Origin of the sequence: Treponema bryantii, assembly GCF_036492245.1 — a bacterium.
Taxonomy (GTDB): domain Bacteria; phylum Spirochaetota; class Spirochaetia; order Treponematales; family Treponemataceae; genus Treponema_D; species Treponema_D bryantii_C.
Genome location: NZ_AP025286.1, coordinates 1,312,421 through 1,331,282, shown reverse-complemented (window position 1 = coordinate 1,331,282; position 18,862 = coordinate 1,312,421). Strand labels below are relative to the sequence as shown.

Below are 18,862 nucleotides of genomic sequence, written 5' to 3'. Positions count from 1 at the left end.
TAATCTTAAAAAAATGCATTAGTGTCAAGATTGACAACTGCTTAGCAGAAGACTTTTTAAGACATATTTTTTTGAAAAAAAAACTAAAGTCGAATGGACAAATACCGATAATAAAAATGTTGGTGATAATATCGGGTGGGAACAACGACATCCAGACACCTGAAAATTAACTCCTATGTTTGCTTTAAAAAGATGAAAAGTGTGTGAGACTTTTCATCTTTTTTTTTGCCCTTTTGACTATTTACCATTTTTCCATATTCAATTAAACTTTTCTAAAGTACCTGCCGATAAAAGAAATAGGGTAATTATCGAAAAAATGGAAACAATTAGTATTAGTGCGCTGCGTGCAGGTATTACCTATACCAGTGACCTCTTTGTAGACAGCACATTCCTCATTCTGCCAAAAACAGCCGAAATGACTGATGATCTTATAAAAGCCTTAAAACAATGGGGCTTTGAAGATGTTCTCAGTGATGGCTCTATCAGTCTTGGCGGTGATATCGGTATTACCAGCATTGATGAACCTGAGAATGATACTCAAAAAGAAAAAATCGGTGAAAATGTAAAGAAAGCTATTGAAGATTCAAAGCATATTGCTGTTGGAAACAGTGATATGGCAAGAATGGAGCTTGTACGTTCAGTATACGAAGAGTACATGAACTATATTGAATCTGTTTTCACTCATTACGCAACTCATAAAGAAATTGATCAGGAAGAACTTGCAGATACTGTTCAGGATCTGTGTATTTTTATTAAGGAACACAGACGCTATATTCTTCGTGTAAATGCCACTATTGAAGCTGCAGACAGAAACTTCCTTATCATTCATACCATGCGAACAACAGTTTTATGTCTTGCAGTTGCATTACAGCTTCATCTTAATCTTACAAAGCTTATTGAGCTTGGTGTAACAAGTATTCTTCATGAAATTGGTATGCTTCGTTTACCACCGCAACTTTATATGACCTCAAGAAAACTTTCTGTACGTGAAAAGGCTCAGATTTCAAAGCATACACTTTTAGGTTATACAATTATTAAAGATTTGAACTTCGGTCTTTCCATTCAGCTTGGTGTTCTTGAACATCATGAAAAAGAAAATGGAACAGGTTATCCGCGCCGTCTTTCCGGTGATAAAATTTCTTCAATTGCAAAAATTATTGCAGTAGCCTGTACTTATGAAGCAATTTCTTCTCCTCGAAGTTATAAGGATGAAAAATCAACTTTTGATGCTATGCTTGAATTACTTCAGAATAAAGAACACGCTTATGATGGTTCGGTAATCAAGGCACTTTTGTATACAGTTTCGCTCTACCCTATCGGAACTTTTGTATATCTTTCAAACCGCAAGGTTGCAGAAGTAATTGATACAAATCCTGACAATCCTAAAACTCCAGTTGTTCAACTTCTTACAGAAAAAGATCCGGACGGCTCATTTAAGACTCTTCAAATTGGAGAAAACAACATTAACATTCTCCGTATTCTCACAAAGCAGGAAAAAGAAGATATCTTAAAACTTGTACGCGAAAAATTTAATAAAGAGATGAAAGCAGCGGAAGCAGCACAGGAAGCAAAAGCAGTTCAGGCTCCAAAACCGGAAGCACAACCAGCTCCTGCCACCGCTCCAGTTGTAGAAGATTTTGAATCAGCAGAACCGGCAGCAGACGGCACTGAAGAAGTTGATATCAGTATTTTCGGTTAGTCGGACAAGCACAGTAGAGTCAGCAAGCACAGTTTGACTAATTAAAGAACATCCTGATTTTTTCTACATCCTCATGGAATTTTTCGTCGATTACCGGCGGATGTTCGTTGAAGTATAAGATTTGATTTAATTCATCCTGATTTTTGACTCCCCAGATAGGAAGAACGCTTTCGTACTGATGAAGGAAACCGAAGGCAAGAGGAATATTTTCAATAACACCGCCACACAAAGGCTGCATGGCAATAAAGCCGACATCATGCTCTTCGCACAGTCGGACTAATTCAATTGTATCATCACTGCTAATCATACTGAAAGGAAACTGTATTGTTTCATAACAATCAGAAAGAACAGCCTTTTTAGCAGTTTCAAAATTAGTTGTTACAATTCCAATATGACCAGCCATCTTCTGCTTTTTAAAACCTGCAAGAGTATCGTAGATTTTATCTGCACCACCTGGAAGCGGAAGGAATTTTTCTGTTTCCAGCTGATACAAATCTACAGTATCGCAGTGAAGCGTCATAAGGCTGGTTTCAAGGTCAGACTTAATTTCGTCTGAAGTTTTTGCAGCGGTAGTAGTAGAAAGAAATACATTGCGGCGGATATCATATAAAGCATCTCCCAAAAGTTTTTCACTCTCTGGAGTTTTGCGCGAAGTATCAAAAAGATTTATTCCAGACTCGTAAGCCTTACGTACAAGCAGAGCAACCGACTCGTCACCACCGGCTTCGGTCAGTCTCATAGCACCGAATGCTACGCGAGAAATCAATAAATCTGTCTTACCTAATCTAACGTATTCCACAGTACCACCACCAAAAAGTTTCTCACAGAGACCACGGAGGCCACAGAGATAAATAAAAAAAACTAACTCTGTGTCCTCCAGAACTCTGTGAGGAATTTTTATTTTGTTACCGGCTTATAATTCTTAATAGCTTTCTGGATATAGAATACCAGGTCATCAAGAGCAACGCGTTCCTGCTCCATAGAGTCACGGTAACGTACTGTTACGGTGTTGTAAAGTTCGTTTGCAGAACCGTCTTCTTTCTTTTCCTGAATTGTATCGTAGTCTACAGTTACACAGAAAGGAGTACCAACTTCATCCTGGCGGCGGTAGCGCTTACCTACTGTTCCGGAAGTATCGTAATCAGTTACAAAGTCTTCCTTGAGCATGTGCTGGATTTCCTTGGCCTTTTCAGCAAGTCCGTCCTTCTTCATCAAAGGCAAAACTGCAACTGTGATAGGTGCAAGACGTGGGTCCAGGTGAAGAACTGTTCTGTAATCTTCCGGCTCACCCTCTTTTGCAACATTCTGCTCTTCGTATGCTTCGCAGAGGAACATAAGGAAGTTTCTGTTCAAACCTGCAGAAGTTTCGATTACGTATGGAACGTACTTCTTGTTTCCGTCTTCCTGATCGATGTAAGACATATCCTTCTTTGAGTATGTCTGATGCTGAGAAAGATCAAAGTCTGTACGGCTGTGAATACCTTCAATCTCTTCGAATCCGATTGGGAAGTTGTATGTAATATCGTATGCGTCTTTTGCGTAGTGAGCGAGCTTGTCGTGGTGGTGCCACTTGAGCTGCTTTTCTGGAATACCGTACTTGAGGTAGAACTGCCAGCGGTCTTTTCTCCAGCGGTCAAATGTCTCATCCTCAGTTCCTGGTTTACAGAAGTATTCCATTTCCATCTGTTCAAATTCACATGTACGGAAAATAAAGTTCTTAAAGATGATTTCGTTACGGAATGATTTACCAACCTGAGCTACTCCGAAAGGTACCTTCATACGGTTAGACTGAACAATGTTCTTGAAGTCTGTGAAAATACCCTGACATGTTTCAGGACGGAGATAAATCAAATGGCTGTCGTCTGCAATTGGTCCCTGATATGTCTTGAACATAAGGTTGAACTCGCGTACAGCAGTGTACTTGCGGTTCTTGCTACCACATGTAGGACAGTTGATATTAGCGTCGATGAAAGCTTTCATTTCATCGTGTGTCATTGTATCAACAGGTTTTCCAGGATTGATTTCCGGGTTTGCAGCGATGAAGTCTTCGATAAGCTTATCTGCTCTGTGGCGTGCATTACATTCAATACAGTCAACCATAGGGTCAGAGAAGTGGTCAACGTGACCAGAAGCCTTCCAAGTTGTATGATGCTGGAAGATAGCAGAATCAAGACCAACTACATCATCGTGAAGCTGAGTCATGTAGTGCCACCATTCGTTCTGAATATTTCTCTTGAATTCTACACCGAGAGGACCGTAGTCCCAAGCACCTGCCTGGCCACCGTAAATTTCTGAAGCCTGATATACAAAGCCTCTTCTTTTACACAAGCTGATGATTTTGTCCAGGGTACATGCGTGTGTATCTTTAGTTTCTGTTTTTGCCATTTATATCTCCTTACGACTCTGGCGTGGGCCGTTTTTGATTTTTTTGCCAAGACATACCGGGAAAGGCAGCCAAAGGCATTTAAGTTGTAAATGTGAGATTACCACAAAAAGAAAATGTATGCAAACTAAAAATCAGAGTAAATCATCTTCAATATTTGAGCCGGTAAACTTTATTTCTGATTCTGATTTTCCTTCCTCTTCAAGCGGTTCAAGCGCATCCAGTGATTCCAGTTCACCATAATCTCTGTCACGAACAGCATGAAGCTGAGAATACTCGTCTGTCAGATTATAACGGGTATCATCTTTTTCAACATTTTCAATTAAAGTAGTCATTTTTGCATCAAATTTCTGGAAAATATAATCACGGATATAAGTTTTTGTAGATTCGGGATTTTCATTTGTAAGCATAAGAACCGACATTGCAGTTCCATCCGGATTTACCTGAGTATTAAAAACGATGCAGGAACAAACCATAGATTTTCGTCCTGCAGAAAGGCAGATATTTCTTATAAGTGTATTTTTCTGAAAAAGAGGCATTAATTCCTGTTTATAAATAATCGCAAAGCCTACACTTGAAATGTCTTTTATATTAACCGGATAAACTTTTCCTTCTGATGTCATATAGCCGCTTACATCTTTTTCACTTCTTGTATCAAGACGAAGATATTTACGGCGTCCTTTTGCTCCATTCAGATCAAGAATTGCAGCAAAGTGTTCAATAAGCGGTTCCTGTTTTGTAATTACAGTAAAACCGCCTGGCAATCTGATATTCATAAGAAACTTATCTTTATCTTCCCAACCGGCAGACTGAGTAACAATTCCCAGATATATTCCCTGAAGTTCGGGTATCACCGAAAAACTCTTCATGTAGTTAAACCATTCTGAATATGAGAGAGCTTCATCAATATCAATGAAACACATTGCGTCAGGATAAACAGAAAGAATTTTCTTTGCTTTTCTATAATCTTTTATAAGATATACTTCATATTCATTCTTACGAAGATAATCGATGAGATATTTTTCGATATAAAAAGACGGATTTACAAAAAATATTTTTCGTCCGAATAAAGGATTCTCTCTCGATTCCATTAATTAACTTCACTCTCTCCTGTATCAGAAGCTTTTTCTTCTTCCGGATTGGCAGTTTCTTCTGTTTTTACAGCTTCATCTGGTTTAGCTTCATCTGGTTTAGTTTCATCTTCCGGCTTAACCTCTTCTGCTGTTTCAACTTCTTCTGCTTCCGGAATCTCCTCAGTTTCTACTGCTTTTGGCTTTTTATTTGAATAATCTTCTGTGTCAGGAGGTAGCGAAAAAATCAGATTTTCAAATCGCTGCTCAAGCTGTTCAAAAATGAAATTTTTAATTACTTTTTTATCATCCTCGCCTACCTGCTTAGCAAACAGCATGATGGCAAAGTATCTTGTTGCATCTACAACCTTAATATCAAAAACTACAGACGGAGTAACGATAGAACGCCTGCCAAGAGTAATTGAAAAACTTGGAACCAGCATATTTTTGACAAGAGCATCACCATAGCTTCGCGGATAACAGCAGGTAAATCCAACAGAAGAAATATTCAGTACAGTAACCTGCAGCAACTGAGTTTTAGTTGCAAAGTATCCGTTTATAGTTATTGAAGCATCACAATCAAGGCGAAGATATTTACGGCGTCCTTTTGCGCCGTTCAGTTCAAGAATACCAACGATTTTTTCTATAAGGGCAGAACCTTTAAACTCGTCCAGCATTATAAATCCACCAGGCAGAGAAAGATTCATCATAAACCTTTCTTTCTGAGGCTTTGGAATAACTGCAGACATAAGGCCTACAAATATAGTTTTTAGTTTTTCATCATTCTGAAAAGACTGAATAAAATTAAACCATTCGTCATAGCTCATTTCATCATCTATAAATATAAAACAAAGAGCGTCCGGAAATTTTCTTAACGCATTTTTTGTATATTTATAATCACTGATTATATAAGCTTCATACTCATGCAGTTTTAATTCAAGATGAAGATAATTTTCTACATATAAAGGAGGATTTACAAAGAAAACCTTGCGTCCGATAATTGGATTCTCGCAACGGGTTGCAAGAGGAACCTGAATGGCAGGCTTAACTGTACCCTCTTGTTCAGCGGCAGCCTTTTCTTCAGCTTTATCCTGCATTTCCTGAACTTCGAGATTTTTCTTTTCTTCTATTTTATCATCTTTCTTTTCTTCTTTTACATCAACCAAAATAGAATTGCTCATCTGTTACAGCCCTACTTTAATTTATAATCATCATAATAATAACATACTTTTTTCGTTTTTGCTTTAAATTTTGAATTTTTATTATCTTCTTTTGTCATTCTGCATAGAATTATTCATGATACTAATAGACAGATTCTTCACTTTTTGTTTTTTTTTGTGTACATTAAAAATATAATTATAAAAAATTAGGAGAAAAACTATGAAAAAAACTCTAAAATTGATACTACTTGCTGCACTCATATTAAATTTATTGTTGGGCTGCTCTCAGCCTCAGTCCGATTCCAGTACACTAGACTATAATAATTATACACTTATGGAAGGAGAATTCGTAAACAGAAAATTTCGGAATCTGGGAGGGGAAGAAGCAATTGCGTTTCTTCCAAGCAAAACAGCTCCGTCAAAAGATGATAAAATCGAATACATAGACAGTGAGCAAAAAAAAATTGCTGTATGGTTTGATAAAAATAATAAAACTCTTTATTTTTATGCAAAAAATGTTACAACAGAAAATGCTGAAAAGAAAATATTTTTAAATGAGAATTCCAGCCTTTTATTTTCTAACTTAAGACAGCTTTTAACCATTGACTTATCATGTTTTGATACCACAAATGTAACTGATATGAGCTGGATGTTTTATACTTGTGACGCCTTAACTGAACTTGATCTTTCAAGTTTCGACACAAGCAAGGTTACTGATATGGATCTTATGTTTTGTCAATGTACAGCTTTATTAAAACTAGACATCTCCAATTTTGATACCAGCAAGGTAACTAATATGAGAGATATGTTTTATTACTGTAAAGCTCTAACAAAACTTGACCTTTCAAATTTTGACACCAGCAATGTAACTGATATGCATGGTATGTTTTCTGCATGTGAAGCATTAACAGAAATTCACATTTCAAATTTTGACACTAGCAAGGTTACTGATATGGGTTATATGTTTTATGGATGTAGCGCATTGAGTACGCTTGACCTTTCAAATTTTGACACCAGCAATGTTACTAATATGCAATGTATGTTTCCTGGATGTAGTGCATTGAATACGCTTAACCTTTCCAATTTTAACACCAGCAAGGTTACTGATATGTCTCATATGTTTTTTGACTGTGAAGTTCTAACAAAACTTGATCTTTCAAATTTTGACACCAGCAAGGTTACTAATATGCGAAATATGTTTTCTTACTGTGAAGCTCTAACAAAACTATACATCTCCAATTTTGATACCAGCAATGTTACTGATATGGCATCTATGTTTAATCACTGTCAAGTTCTAACAGACCTTGACCTTTCAAATTTTGACACCAGCAAGGTAACTGATATGCATGGTATGTTTTCTGCATGTAAAGTATTAACAGAAATTCACATTTCAAATTTTGACACCAGCAATGTTACTGATATGGCTTATATGTTTAATAACTGTAATGTTATAACAGAACTTGATCTTTCAATTTTTGACACCAGCAAGGTTACTGATATGGAGCAAATGTTCTATGGTTGTGGTAACTTACAAATAATATATGTATCAAATAATTTTACAACAAAAAATCTCTCTAAAAATGATAACAAGATGTTCTGGGCTTGCTCCGAGCTTACAGGAGGCAAAGGAACTACTTACAATAGCAAATACTCGTCTGCAGTTTATGCACGCATAGACGGCGGCGAGAATTTGCCAGGCTATTTTACAGATATTGCTGACAAGATATAGTAATTATTCTCTCCTCCGGGCATTTTTCGAAAAACTCTTTAATTGTCTGGCGGAGAGCTTCATTTCCCTGTTCTGCTGCATTTATAAACTGACTCTGGGCATAGTGCGAAAACTGAAAATTCATGCAGAAATATGTATAAAAACGCTGGAGTCGGGTTTTCCAGAACTCCTGAGGCTGATATTTTTCTATTAAGTCTACATATTCAAGACAGAGTTCTTCCATATTAATTGGTTCATCGGCCAATTTGCAATAAGAAGAATCTTTGAGCTTCTGAAAAATCCAGGGCTTCTGCACTGCTGCCCGTGAAATCATAACTCCCGCAACATCAGGACAAACCGCCATCGCGAAATCAAAAGAAGCCTTATCCTTTACATTTCCATTTAAATAAACAGGAACCTTATCTTTATAGCGTTCGGCAAGCTGCTGACAAAACTTATATCGGGGCGGTCTTGCAAGTTTTTCTTTTTTCGTTCGCGGATGTAGAGTTAGAAGTTCAACTCCGTTATTTACAAGCATATCGCAGAAATCAAAAAATCCACCTTCTGTAAAATCCTCATCTCCAAGCCTGAGCTTTACGCTTAACCTTTTTCCAACAGGAACCACAGAACGAACTTCCCGCACCATTGCTTCGGTTTCTGCCCTATCCCTAAGCATCCAGCCTATACCGGCACCTGTTTTATAAATATCCGGTGCCGAACACCCCATGTTTATATCAATTCCTATTCCGGGCAACTCTGCTAGCTGTACTGCTGCTTCTTTCATACGAGGAGCATCATTACCTGTAAGCTGCCATACAATTTTTTCCGGGCACGGAGTTGCATCAATATAATATTTTTCAAAGGGACCGAAATTCAAAAGGCTTCCTGCATTAATCATTTCTGTAAAATATTCATCGCAGCCGGCAAACTGTTCTACAAGAATTCTGAATGCAGGATGAGAAATTGTTGCCATTGGTCCACAGATTAATTTTTTATTCATATTCAATATATTATATCAAAATTTCTTTGAAATATCCTGCATTTAGTATTATGATTATAAGGCATAAAAAATTATTTGGAGAAAAAAAACTATGTTCGAACGAAAAAAGTACAAGAACTTTGCTAAAAAACAGCTTGCTGGCCGATGGGGTATACCTGTTCTCGTAACAGTTGTTATTGTAATAATATCAACAGTTTTTTCAATTCCTGATGTAATGCAGCTTTATAAAAGCGGTTATTTTACAGCACTTTTTAATGGTAATTATGCTGATGCAGCATATGCCATTGATACAGCATCTTCAACATCTTTCATCACTTCTATTATTAACATGGTTGTAAGTGCCATTGTTGATGTAGCAGCAATCGGCTTATATATAAAGATGTCTCGTTCACCAGAGCCGGTTTATTTCTCTGATTTTATAGAAGGCTTTAATAACTGGGCCCGTGCTACTCTTGCAGTTTTATGGCAATTCTTATGGATTTTCCTCTGGACCCTTCTGTTTATCATTCCAGGAATCATTAAATCAATTGCATACTCACAAATGTTCTATATTATTGCAGAATATAAAGAAGTTTCAGTAAGTAAAGCAATGCGAATAAGTATTGAAATAACAAAAGGCCATAAACTGGATCTTTTTATTATGTATTTAAGCTTCCTCGGCTGGGCATTTCTTTCTGTATTTACTCTTGGAATTTTATACTTCTGGCTTCTTCCATATATGAACATGACTTATGTAAATGCTTATCATGCACTTATGAAAGAGGCGCTTGAATCAGGAAGAATTAAACCGGAGGATTTATCGGAATGAAAAAATCAACAAAATCAGGTCTTATTGTTCTCATAATGCTTCTGATTATTATTGGTGGATATGTAGGCTATACAGTCTGGAAAATGAATCAGGATTTTTCTTCAAATGTACAGTCAGCTAATGGAAGCTATCGTATTGCAGAAGATTCAGATGCCTATGATCCGAATGCCGCAAAAGAATACAAACGTAATTTCATTGCAGCTATTTATATTGAAGGAACTATTTCTGAAGCAAATCAGAATTATAATCAGAAGTGGCTCATCAATACAATTCAGACTCTAAAGAGAAATTATAAAAATGCAGCTCTTGCAGTATTTATCAATTCTCCTGGAGGTGCAGTTTACCAGGCTGATGAAATTTATCTTGCCTTAAATGATTATAAAACAACCGGACGTCCAGTTTATGTTTATCAGGGACCACTTGCTGCTTCAGGCGGATACTACATTTCATGTGCTGGAACTAAGATTTATGCAAACCGCAATACTCTTACCGGCAGTATCGGTGTTATGATGGGAACTTCCTTTGATCTGACAGGTCTTTTTGAGAAAATTGGAATTAAATCCAAGACAATTCATTCTGGTAAAAATAAAAACATGATGAATTACAACGAACCTTTCACAGAAGAACAGCAGGCTATCATGCAGTCTATGTGTGATGAATGCTATGATCAGTTTGTTTCTATTGTTGCAAAAAATCGTGGCATTCAGTACAACACCTGCTGCAAAATTTCTGACGGAAGACTTTATACTGCAAAACAGGCACTTGATCTTAGACTGATTGATGCAATTGATTCATGGGATAACATGCTCCGCGATCTTGCAGAAAAAGAACTTAAGATGCCTGGAATTAAAGTTAATACCTATAAGTATCTGAAAAAGTCTCCAGGCTTCATTCAGATTCTTTCAGGCAAAGCTCTTGAACTTGAAAATGCAAGAGCTGCAGCTCAGCTTGGAGTTCCTGTAGAAGTTATGAAATCAATGAATGAAACAAGCATGCTGCCTATGTATCTTGCTCCAATAAAATAACAGAACTCTAACTAAGCACGTTCAATATAATAAACACCAGCCTTCTTACCATTTACAAGCGTATGAAGGCTGTTTTTTATTTTAAAGCCAGTTGCAGCAGCAGTTTTTTCCAGTTCTTCTTTTCGGGCAGAAAGGATTACAAGGCGTCCGTTATCAGATAAAACACGATTAAAAGATCTGAACATATTTATATAGAACCCTTCAATATCCGGAAGCTCTTCAAAATATCCCCATGGAGGGTCTGTAATTACAAGAGAAATTGATTTATCTTCTATATGATTTAAGACAGTAGCATCAGCAGTACAACATTCAATATTCGGTGCAGAAAGCTGTTTACGCTCTGAAGTCTGTGTTGCACGTTCAGGATCAAGATCACTCACATAAAGCTTTTCAAAACGGAACTTTTTTGCAAGCTGAACAGGAATTGATCCATAACCACAGAAAGGTTCAAGAATTGTATCTTCGGGTTTGATAGCAGCAAAACAACAGATAAAGTAAGCAATTTCCGGCCGTAGTTCTCCCTTATTAAGATTCTTTTCAGTGAACTCGCGTTTAGAAATAAGCTCTCCACAGAAAGCAAAACCTTCACGGCGGATAGAAAACCAGACTTCATTAGTTGGAGAAAGACGGTCGAGTTTTAGTTTTGAATTCTGAAGCACATAATCTTCGGCGCGGCGGGTAAGATTTTTATCAACCTTAGCAAACTGATTTTCATTTTGAAAACGAACACGGAAACTTCCTTTATTAACCAGAAAATAATTCTTAGCAGAACAGACAGAACCAACCAGAGAAGAAAAACTAAGCCCCTTCCCTTTCATTGTTTTGAGGACAAAGAATGTATTATTGAAGTAAATGATTTTTTCCAGTTCTCTCGAATCCCCGTCAAAACGATAATGCACAAGTCCATCATAAAGATTAAGTATTTTAAGATTCTTAAAGCGTTTTCCGAGATCCTGTTCCACAACAGTCTGAAAACCGGTTATAAAAGAAGATATAAATTCCGCCATGAGAATAAATATATATTTTTTTATTATTTTGTAATAGTATACATTAAATTGTGCTTCAAAAATACATACAGATTTCTATGCAGTTTTAGTTTTTATGAAGAACTGTGTTACTTACTAGACACACTATAAGAAAATAAATATAATATAAAGATACACGCTATATGTTTAAAAATGTGTTTTACAAACAAACACTAGGAGGATAATTGGCATACGTGAATAATAACAACAACAAAAGTAATGGGCAGAGAATCAACGAAATGATTCGTGTCCGCGAGGTTCGTCTTATCGATGACGAGGGAAATCAGTTAGGCATCGTTGCAACTTCAGAAGCCCTCAACATGGCTAAAGACAGAGACTTGGATCTTGTTGAAGTTTCACCTAATGCTAACCCACCTGTATGTAAAATACTTGATTATGGCAAATACAAGTTCGAACAGGAAAAAAAGCTCCGTGATTCCAAGAAGAACCAGAAAGTATTAAAGTTGAAGGAAATCCGCATGCAGCCAAAAATCGGCTCAGGAGATCTTGATACTAAGGCCAAACATATACAGGAATTTCTTGACGAGGGTGACAAGGTTAAGGTTACAATCCGTTTCCGCGGACGTGAACTTGCCCACACTGAACTCGGCTATGATGTTCTGAATGAGGTGTTAAAGCGACTTACCTCGGCGTACAACATTGATAAGCCTGCCGCAATGGATGGTAGAAACATGTCAATGACAATCTCAGCAAAAGCCGCAAAATAAGGGGTTTAGAAATGCCTAAGATGAAGACAAAGAAGTCAGCAGCAAAGAGATACTCTCTTACTGGATCTGGCAAAGTTAAGCACAAGAAGCAGAACCTTCGTCATATTTTGACAAAACGTTCTCCTAAGAGAAAGAGAAATCTTCGCGCTGCAGGTTATGTAGCAGAAGCAGATGCAAAGAAAATCAGAAAGCAGATGCTTCCTTACGGTTAATAGGAGTTTAAGATGTCAAGAGCAATAGACGGAACAAAGAGAAAGAATCGCCGTGTAAAGATCCTCAAGCTTGCTAAGGGTTTCCGTGGCGACAGAAAATCAAACTACAAACCAGCTAAAGACGCTGTAACAAAAGCACTCGGTCACGCATATGTTGACCGCCGCGACAGAAAACATGAATTCCGCACTCTCTGGATTGCACGTATTAACGCTGCTGTTCGTGAAGAAGGAATGACATACTCACAGTTCATCAACGGAGTTAACAAGGCCGGAATTAAATTGAACCGCAAGGCTCTCTCTAACATGGCTATTGAAGACCCAGTTGCATTCAAGGCTGTTGTTGAAGCAGCTAAGAAAGCTGTACAGGCTTAAGGAAGTTTGTAAATGATTTCACTCGATCAGGTTTATCTTCTTGAACAAAAGGTTGAAAGTGCTGTTGCAAAAATCCAACAGCTACAGGCAGAAAACGATGCTCTGCGCAATAAATGTACCGAGCTCACAAATGCGCTTTCTGCGAAGTCGGAGCAGCTTTCTTCTTTTGAATCAGATCAGAGCCAGATCGAGAATGGAATCAAAAAGGCGCTTGACCGTCTTAATTCAATTGAGAACACAGTTTTAAAAACTGCAACTCAGATGAATCAGGGTGGTCAGGCTGCTAAACCTGCTGTACAGACTCCGGTTGAACCAAAACCAGTTGTACAGACTACCCCTGCCCCACAGGCAGAAACACAAAAACCGGCAGATGCTACTGTTCAGAGCACACCAAGCTTCAGTACAATGGAAACTGTACCACAGTCTAATGAAGCACCAGTTATGCCGGAATCAACCCCAGAACAAGCACTTACTCAGAATTTTGTAGAAGAAACTTTCGAGAGTGAAGAAGAAATCGAAACTCCGGAAGATGACAATCACGACGGCTTAGGCTTTGATATTTTCTAAATGGGAAAATTAAAGATTGAAATGCTTGGAACTTCTTTTACAATCCAGGCAAATGAAGATAACGAATATCTCGAAAAGCTTTTAGGCTACTACAAAAGAATCACAGACGACGTAAATAAAATCGATTCAATCAAAAATCCTCTTCAAACTGCAATTCTTTCGGGCATTATGATTTGCGATGAGCTTTACAAAGAAAAGCAGGCAAAAGTTGCAATGGAAAACGGTGAATATGTTCCTGTTGAAAACGACATGGACACTCTTGAAATTGAACGCCGTACACAGAATATGATTGATAAAATCGACAAGGTACTCTAGCATTGGATAATCCTGAAAATAAAATCACTATCTGGGTAGATGCAGATTCCTGCCCTTCTCTCGTTAGAAATCACACTGTAAAAATGGGAAACAAACTCGATCTACGTGTTGTTTTTGCAGCAAATAAAAAAATTTGCTGTGATGCTGCGGCCGGTACTTATGAAATGGCAGTTTGTAACAGTGGGAAAGACGCCGCTGATAATTATATTTTTGAAAACTGTAAATCTGGCGATCTCGTAATTACCAGAGACATTGTTTTTGCAAACCGTTTAGTTGAATGCGGAATCTGTACAATAAATGACAGAGGTACAGAGTTTACCCGTGAAATGATAAAAGAGCGCCTTTCAGTTAGTGATTTTGATAAGCAGCTTGCAGAAATCGGTCTGGTAAAACATTACCATGAAGGCTATGACAAAAAAAAGTTCGCGGCATTCGCGAACTCTTTTGATAAGGTTATACACAAACTGATTAATCTTCAGGCTCGTCAGGGAAAGCCATCTGAATAGAACAGATTCGGTCTTTTACCTGCATAAAGGCAAGAACAACTTCAGGATCGAACTGAGTTCCAGAGTTATTCATAATCTCTGTGAACGCATCTTCAATTGTCCAAGCTTCCTTATAACATCTTTTGTGACTCAAAGCATCAAATACATCTGCAACTGCAACAATTCGAGCAGAAAGCGGAATATCTTTTCCACTCAAAGGCTCTGTAATTGGAACGATTCCATCCTTAACAGAAAAATCACTTAACGAAATTCTTCCCGGATAACCAGAAGCACCACCATCCCAGCGGTCATGATGATGAAGAGCTACTTCCTGTGACATTATATCAAGAAGTGACTCTGGTGGTTCAAAAAGCTGAGCTCCAATACAGGTATGTCCCTTCATAATATTTCGCTCTTCATCTGTAAAACGAGGGAAAGCTTTTTTAAGAATTACATCAGAAATACCAACCTTTCCGACATCATGGAACTTGGCTGCAATCTTAAGGTTATCGCGGTATCGGTGAATTTCTGCTTCAGGAATATTATGATTGAATGCCCAGCGGTCATAGATTTCAAGAGAATAAGAAGAAACACGTTCAATATGAGGATATGTTTCTTTTGGATCACGGAACTCTGCCATCTTAAGCATTCGCTTTACCATATTTGCAGTAAGATAAGCATGCTGTAAAGCCTGAACTGCACTTGATGCAAAGTGTGCAATAAGCATTTCTGCATCCTGATCAAATGCAATAATCTTTCCGTTTTCATCTTTGGCATTGATAATCTGAAGAATACCAAGAAGATTACCGTTAGCCATCTTGAGAGGAATGGTATACATTGATTTTGTACGGTAATCAGTTGTAATATCTGTATTTTTATTGAACTTATATGGCTTAGATTCTGAGATTCTATAACAGTCTTTAATGTTTAATGGCTTACCAGAAAGAGCTACATAACCACAAATCTGTTTTTCGTTGATTGGAAATGAAAAACTTGTATAAGGAAGTTTTTCTCCAGGAGCAAGCTCCTTTAAGAAAGTATCATTATGTCCACATTTAATTTTAAGTTTGTCGCCTTCAACAACATAAATTGATCCGGCATCAGCATTTACAATTTTTCTTGTCTCAGTAAGTATACGTTCAAGAAGAACATCAACGTCCTGAATTTCTCCTAGTTCGCGCTCAATTTCTATAATGCGCTGCAATCTGTCTTCATGTTTCTTCTCAGCCATACAATCTATTATGAAGGATATTACAAAAAAATCAAGGCTTTATATTGTAGAATTAATAAGATTTTTCACAGACTTTTAGCACAGGATTTATTTTTTTTGATGATTGAAAAATAAATCGGACCTGCACCATTCTGTTTATCAGGCATAATCATATAGCCATATTTAGTCTGTTCAAAACCAGGAAGAGTTATTTTAGCAAAATCTGAAATCTCAGAAAGATCGGGTGCAGGTAACATAAGAGAAAAAGCATCACCTTCCTTATTAAACTTTTTATAAAGCCGTTCTATCATACCGTCATTTTCTTCAGGACACAGTGCACAGGTTGAATATAAAAGAATTCCTTCCGGACTTAGCAGACGATAGGCAGAAGAAAGTAAAGACCATTGTTCTGTTGTAACAGTTTTTATTCGGGATGGTGACCAGGAATTAAGATATTTTGGATCAGCAATTACATGACGTTCAGAAGAACACGGAGCATCAAGAAGAATTCGGTCAAAACATTCGCTCTGTCTTGTACACCAGGTAGCTCCATCACTACAGGAAGTTTTTACACGCTCAGAAATAGAAGTCGGAAGACAGGTTTCTACAACAACAGAGAGACGATGCTTACGTTCAGGAGAACGTTCATTTGAAGAAAGTTTTGCATCTGCTGGCATTCTTGAAGCAAGTACTAAAGTTTTTCCACCAGGGGCTGCACACAAATCAAGAATATCAGTTGCACCATCCAGCGGAAGACACAAGGCAGCAAGTACAGAAGCACTGTCAAGGAAATAAGACTTTTCAGCCCCAGTTACATGATACTCTACAGCACTTCCCTCTCCTGCGAAAGATTCCTTTATTGCCTGCCAGCGTTCACCATAAAGGCCGGCATAATATTCTTCGAATCCGGCTTCACCAGAAAGCTTATTTTTAGCGGATTTCTGCTTCATCTATTAAACCTGCCTCAAGTTTATATTTAATGATTCGTAAAACTGCAGCATCAATTTTCTTTTCAAAATCATAATCTTCTTTTGCTTTTTTATAAAGTACAGCACCTGCACGTCCAAAACGCTTTTCCGAAGTCATAATACAATCGACACCAGCTTCTACGGCACGAACAGCAGCAACCTCAGGCGGATAACCATTGTCTGCCAAAGCACCCATAAAAATATCATCAGAAAAAATTAAACCATTATATCCAAACTCATTACGCAGAATATCTGTTACCCACACTTTAGAAAGACAGGCTGGAACACCAGGATCGATAGCTGAGGTTCGGGCATGTGACATAAGAACAACTGCAGGATTAAGTTTTACAAGCTCGCGGAAGGATTCAATGCTTTTCATTAAATCATCTTTTGAAAGAGTAATTTCTGGAAGTCCTGTATGAGGGTCTGTATTTGTATTTCCCGGGAAATGCTTTATTACAGTTGCAATTCCATTATTTTCGTAGGCATTAATACACGCAGTTCCATAACGGATAACTTTATTAAGGTCACCGAAGCTGCGGCCGTCCAGAAACTCCGCATTATCGTCAGTACACACTTCTACCACAGGCGCAAGATTCATATCAAAACCGAGATCTTTCATACCGGCCGCCTGCTCCGAATACAAACCATAAGTTCCGGCAACATCATAAGCAGCAGCTACCTGTTCATTAGATGGAAGTTTTGGATTCAGTTTCTTAAGACGAGTAACCCATCCACCTTCCTGATCAACACTCAGATAAGGCTGAATAATTCCGTAAGAATCACAATATTCACGAATTGATTTTATATAATCCTGCATCTGCTTACGATCTGGAACAATATTATATGAAAAGAAAAGATAACCACCCGCAACAAGAGGAGTCTTATCACCATTTCCGGTCATTGCATCAACAGTTTCATACGAACGGAAACTTGTACAACCTTCAAGATTTTCAATGAACATCTGGGCAATTTTCTGCTCCAGCGGCATAGCTGCAATATATCTTTCAATTGATGCCTCGCGTTCCTTTTTTATCTGATTTGTATAAGTCTGAGTAAGCGCCGCAGCCTGATGAGTTCGAAGCTCCTTTTTTGTCTGTTTATCTGTACAGGATGTAAGAAGAGTTAATAATATAACAACCCACCAAGTATGTTTCATATATTCTATTATATCAATTACTGTGTATTTATGGAATTCAGGGATTACAGAAAAAAAAGTAGAGCATTTGTAAAATCTATTGTTATTTTATATAATAGAAATATATGAAACGTATTGCAGTAATTACAGGCGCTAGTTCCGGTTTAGGCGAAGAATTCACCCGTCAGGTTTGTGCAAATTATGATTATGACGAAATCTGGATTATCGCACGCCGTGAAGACAAACTCCGAACGCTTGCTGACAATCTGAATGCTACAAAGAATTTTACTACAGTCCATCCAGTAGTTCTGGACGTTGCAGGCAAAGAAGGTGTTGAACGTTTCAAAAAACTTCTTGAAAGTGAAGATGAAAAACTTCGCAAAGTTGAAAGTGGAATTGAAATTGGGCTTCTTATCAACAATGCTGGTTTTGGTACTTACGGACCTTTTGCAGAAACTTCAATCAATCGCCAGATGGATATGATTGAACTGAACTGTACAACTGTAACAGGTATCTGTGGTGTAGCACTTCCCTATCTGAAGAAAGATTCTGTAATTATAAATACAGCTTCCCTTGCAGCCTTTTTACCTCTTGGTAATTTTGCTGTTTACGGAGCAACAAAAGCATACGTTTTGAACTTTTCTGTTGCGCTTGCTGCAGAATTGCATGACAAAGGAATTAAGGTTTGTGCTTTATGCCCTGGTTCTGTAAGTACTGAATTTGCAAACGTGGCCTCTAATGGAGCTCGTCCGGAAGTAAAAGGCGGCATTCCACCAAAGAAGGTAGTTGCACAGTGTCTTAAAAGAGCATTTAAGAATAAACGAATTTCTATGTTGCTTTTTAAGTGGCGCATAACAGCTTTTATGAGCAGATTTGTCAGCGGATATATTGGAGCCCGTTATACTTATCTTTATAACAAGCGGCCGCATAATCCGGATGCAGATATGATAAAAAAAGCTGAAGAGATTTCTGTCTCTGATTTTATTTAA

General features: G+C 37.7%; 20 protein-coding genes. 11 read left to right on the top strand and 9 right to left on the bottom strand.

Annotated elements, in window-relative coordinates; genetic code table 11:
- Nucleotides 1–316 precede the first annotated feature (316 nt).
- Complete coding sequence (locus AABJ44_RS06005) at nucleotides 317–1,699, top strand: HD-GYP domain-containing protein (RefSeq protein WP_074644708.1); 1,383 nt, start codon at nucleotides 317–319, stop codon at nucleotides 1,697–1,699.
- 37 nt (nucleotides 1,700–1,736) lie between these two features.
- Here AABJ44_RS06005 and AABJ44_RS06000 read toward each other — a convergent pair whose 3' ends face one another.
- The 4 genes from AABJ44_RS06000 to AABJ44_RS05985 all read right to left on the bottom strand — a co-directional run bounded on the left by AABJ44_RS06000 (nucleotide 1,737) and on the right by AABJ44_RS05985 (nucleotide 6,333).
- The gene (locus tag AABJ44_RS06000) at nucleotides 1,737–2,498 is read right to left on the bottom strand and encodes an aldo/keto reductase (RefSeq protein ID WP_338371004.1); all 762 of its coding nucleotides are present in this window, start codon (nucleotides 2,496–2,498) and stop codon (nucleotides 1,737–1,739) included.
- 98 nt (nucleotides 2,499–2,596) lie between these two features.
- Nucleotides 2,597–4,084: a glycine--tRNA ligase gene (locus AABJ44_RS05995; protein WP_338371003.1), complete on the bottom strand. Its 1,488-nt coding sequence runs from the start codon at nucleotides 4,082–4,084 to the stop codon at nucleotides 2,597–2,599.
- 132 nt (nucleotides 4,085–4,216) lie between these two features.
- Nucleotides 4,217–5,173, bottom strand: coding sequence for a PilZ domain-containing protein (locus AABJ44_RS05990; protein ID WP_074644703.1), 957 nt, complete (start codon nucleotides 5,171–5,173; stop codon nucleotides 4,217–4,219).
- A complete protein-coding gene (locus AABJ44_RS05985; protein WP_338371002.1) occupies nucleotides 5,173–6,333 on the bottom strand; it encodes a hypothetical protein in 1,161 nt (386 codons plus the stop codon). Before AABJ44_RS05985 ends, AABJ44_RS05990 begins: the two co-directional genes overlap by 1 nt.
- A 199-nt stretch (nucleotides 6,334–6,532) precedes the next feature.
- Between AABJ44_RS05985 and AABJ44_RS05980 the strand changes: the two genes are divergently transcribed.
- Entirely contained in the window at nucleotides 6,533–8,041 is a 1,509-nt protein-coding gene (locus AABJ44_RS05980) for a BspA family leucine-rich repeat surface protein (protein WP_338371001.1), read from the top strand.
- Here AABJ44_RS05980 and AABJ44_RS05975 read toward each other — a convergent pair.
- Nucleotides 8,016–9,020 carry a tRNA-dihydrouridine synthase family protein gene (locus AABJ44_RS05975; RefSeq protein WP_338371000.1) on the bottom strand — a complete coding sequence of 335 codons (1,005 nt, stop codon included), beginning with the start codon at nucleotides 9,018–9,020 and terminating at the stop codon, nucleotides 8,016–8,018. The two genes, AABJ44_RS05980 and AABJ44_RS05975, sit on opposite strands and share 26 nt — an antisense overlap.
- A 91-nt stretch (nucleotides 9,021–9,111) precedes the next feature.
- Here AABJ44_RS05975 and AABJ44_RS05970 point away from each other — a divergent pair, with 91 nt between their 5' ends.
- Together AABJ44_RS05970 and sppA are read left to right on the top strand one after the other, a co-directional pair.
- Nucleotides 9,112–9,828 carry a DUF975 family protein gene (locus AABJ44_RS05970; protein WP_338370999.1) on the top strand — a complete coding sequence of 239 codons (717 nt, stop codon included), beginning with the start codon at nucleotides 9,112–9,114 and terminating at the stop codon, nucleotides 9,826–9,828.
- Nucleotides 9,825–10,853, top strand: coding sequence for a signal peptide peptidase SppA (gene sppA / locus AABJ44_RS05965; protein ID WP_338370998.1), 1,029 nt, complete (start codon nucleotides 9,825–9,827; stop codon nucleotides 10,851–10,853). The genes AABJ44_RS05970 and sppA overlap by 4 nt, the downstream gene beginning before the upstream one ends.
- Nucleotides 10,854–10,864: 11 nt before the next feature.
- Here the strand turns inward: sppA and AABJ44_RS05960 are convergent, their stop codons facing one another.
- Nucleotides 10,865–11,860, bottom strand: coding sequence for a TRM11 family SAM-dependent methyltransferase (locus AABJ44_RS05960; protein WP_338370997.1), 996 nt, complete (start codon nucleotides 11,858–11,860; stop codon nucleotides 10,865–10,867).
- A 203-nt stretch (nucleotides 11,861–12,063) separates the two neighbouring features.
- Between AABJ44_RS05960 and infC the strand changes: the two genes are divergently transcribed.
- The 6 genes from infC to AABJ44_RS05930 are packed head-to-tail and all read left to right on the top strand — an operon-like array spanning nucleotide 12,064 to nucleotide 14,578.
- Nucleotides 12,064–12,606, top strand: coding sequence for a translation initiation factor IF-3 (gene infC / locus AABJ44_RS05955; protein WP_074644694.1), 543 nt, complete (start codon nucleotides 12,064–12,066; stop codon nucleotides 12,604–12,606).
- An 11-nt stretch (nucleotides 12,607–12,617) separates the two neighbouring features.
- A complete protein-coding gene (gene rpmI / locus AABJ44_RS05950) occupies nucleotides 12,618–12,818 on the top strand; it encodes a 50S ribosomal protein L35 (protein WP_022933235.1) in 201 nt (66 codons plus the stop codon).
- A gap of 12 nt (nucleotides 12,819–12,830) precedes the next feature.
- Nucleotides 12,831–13,190: a 50S ribosomal protein L20 gene (gene rplT, locus AABJ44_RS05945; RefSeq protein WP_022933236.1), complete on the top strand. Its 360-nt coding sequence runs from the start codon at nucleotides 12,831–12,833 to the stop codon at nucleotides 13,188–13,190.
- A 12-nt stretch (nucleotides 13,191–13,202) separates the two neighbouring features.
- A complete protein-coding gene (locus AABJ44_RS05940) occupies nucleotides 13,203–13,757 on the top strand; it encodes a cell division protein ZapB (RefSeq protein WP_338370996.1) in 555 nt (184 codons plus the stop codon).
- Nucleotides 13,758–14,072 carry a cell division protein ZapA gene (locus AABJ44_RS05935; RefSeq protein ID WP_074644691.1) on the top strand — a complete coding sequence of 105 codons (315 nt, stop codon included), beginning with the start codon at nucleotides 13,758–13,760 and terminating at the stop codon, nucleotides 14,070–14,072.
- Between the two features lie 2 nt (nucleotides 14,073–14,074).
- Entirely contained in the window at nucleotides 14,075–14,578 is a 504-nt protein-coding gene (locus tag AABJ44_RS05930) for a DUF188 domain-containing protein (RefSeq protein ID WP_338370995.1), read from the top strand.
- Here AABJ44_RS05930 and AABJ44_RS05925 read toward each other — a convergent pair.
- The 3 genes from AABJ44_RS05925 to AABJ44_RS05915 form a co-directional block, all read right to left on the bottom strand.
- Nucleotides 14,541–15,788: an HD domain-containing phosphohydrolase gene (locus tag AABJ44_RS05925; protein ID WP_338370994.1), complete on the bottom strand. Its 1,248-nt coding sequence runs from the start codon at nucleotides 15,786–15,788 to the stop codon at nucleotides 14,541–14,543. The two genes, AABJ44_RS05930 and AABJ44_RS05925, sit on opposite strands and share 38 nt — an antisense overlap.
- 65 nt (nucleotides 15,789–15,853) lie before the next feature.
- Nucleotides 15,854–16,717 carry an RsmB/NOP family class I SAM-dependent RNA methyltransferase gene (locus tag AABJ44_RS05920; RefSeq protein ID WP_338370993.1) on the bottom strand — a complete coding sequence of 288 codons (864 nt, stop codon included), beginning with the start codon at nucleotides 16,715–16,717 and terminating at the stop codon, nucleotides 15,854–15,856.
- The gene (locus tag AABJ44_RS05915; protein ID WP_338370992.1) at nucleotides 16,698–17,894 is read right to left on the bottom strand and encodes a glycoside hydrolase family 3 N-terminal domain-containing protein; all 1,197 of its coding nucleotides are present in this window, start codon (nucleotides 17,892–17,894) and stop codon (nucleotides 16,698–16,700) included. Before AABJ44_RS05915 ends, AABJ44_RS05920 begins: the two co-directional genes overlap by 20 nt.
- A 104-nt stretch (nucleotides 17,895–17,998) precedes the next feature.
- On the opposite strand from AABJ44_RS05915, the gene AABJ44_RS05910 reads away from it, so the two are divergent.
- Nucleotides 17,999–18,862, top strand: a complete 864-nt coding sequence (locus AABJ44_RS05910; protein WP_338370991.1) for an SDR family NAD(P)-dependent oxidoreductase — start codon at nucleotides 17,999–18,001, stop codon at nucleotides 18,860–18,862.

Bases quoted from the DNA above. Each gene is read 5' to 3' on its own strand.
- AABJ44_RS05995 (WP_338371003.1), bottom strand. From the start codon at position 4,084: ATGGCAAAAACAGAAACTAAAGATACACACGCATGTACCCTGGACAAA.
- AABJ44_RS05915 (WP_338370992.1), bottom strand. From the start codon at position 17,894: ATGAAACATACTTGGTGGGTTGTTATATTATTAACTCTTCTTACATCC.
- rplT (WP_022933236.1), top strand. From the start codon at position 12,831: ATGTCAAGAGCAATAGACGGAACAAAGAGAAAGAATCGCCGTGTAAAG.
- AABJ44_RS05980 (WP_338371001.1), top strand. From the start codon at position 6,533: ATGAAAAAAACTCTAAAATTGATACTACTTGCTGCACTCATATTAAAT.
- AABJ44_RS05910 (WP_338370991.1), top strand. From the start codon at position 17,999: ATGAAACGTATTGCAGTAATTACAGGCGCTAGTTCCGGTTTAGGCGAA.
- AABJ44_RS05970 (WP_338370999.1), top strand. From the start codon at position 9,112: ATGTTCGAACGAAAAAAGTACAAGAACTTTGCTAAAAAACAGCTTGCT.
- AABJ44_RS05975 (WP_338371000.1), bottom strand. From the start codon at position 9,020: ATGAATAAAAAATTAATCTGTGGACCAATGGCAACAATTTCTCATCCT.
- AABJ44_RS05925 (WP_338370994.1), bottom strand. From the start codon at position 15,788: ATGGCTGAGAAGAAACATGAAGACAGATTGCAGCGCATTATAGAAATT.
- AABJ44_RS05990 (WP_074644703.1), bottom strand. From the start codon at position 5,173: ATGGAATCGAGAGAGAATCCTTTATTCGGACGAAAAATATTTTTTGTA.
- sppA (WP_338370998.1), top strand. From the start codon at position 9,825: ATGAAAAAATCAACAAAATCAGGTCTTATTGTTCTCATAATGCTTCTG.
- AABJ44_RS05935 (WP_074644691.1), top strand. From the start codon at position 13,758: ATGGGAAAATTAAAGATTGAAATGCTTGGAACTTCTTTTACAATCCAG.
- AABJ44_RS05940 (WP_338370996.1), top strand. From the start codon at position 13,203: ATGATTTCACTCGATCAGGTTTATCTTCTTGAACAAAAGGTTGAAAGT.
- AABJ44_RS05920 (WP_338370993.1), bottom strand. From the start codon at position 16,717: ATGAAGCAGAAATCCGCTAAAAATAAGCTTTCTGGTGAAGCCGGATTC.
- AABJ44_RS06005 (WP_074644708.1), top strand. From the start codon at position 317: ATGGAAACAATTAGTATTAGTGCGCTGCGTGCAGGTATTACCTATACC.
- rpmI (WP_022933235.1), top strand. From the start codon at position 12,618: ATGCCTAAGATGAAGACAAAGAAGTCAGCAGCAAAGAGATACTCTCTT.
- AABJ44_RS05985 (WP_338371002.1), bottom strand. From the start codon at position 6,333: ATGAGCAATTCTATTTTGGTTGATGTAAAAGAAGAAAAGAAAGATGAT.
- AABJ44_RS05960 (WP_338370997.1), bottom strand. From the start codon at position 11,860: ATGGCGGAATTTATATCTTCTTTTATAACCGGTTTTCAGACTGTTGTG.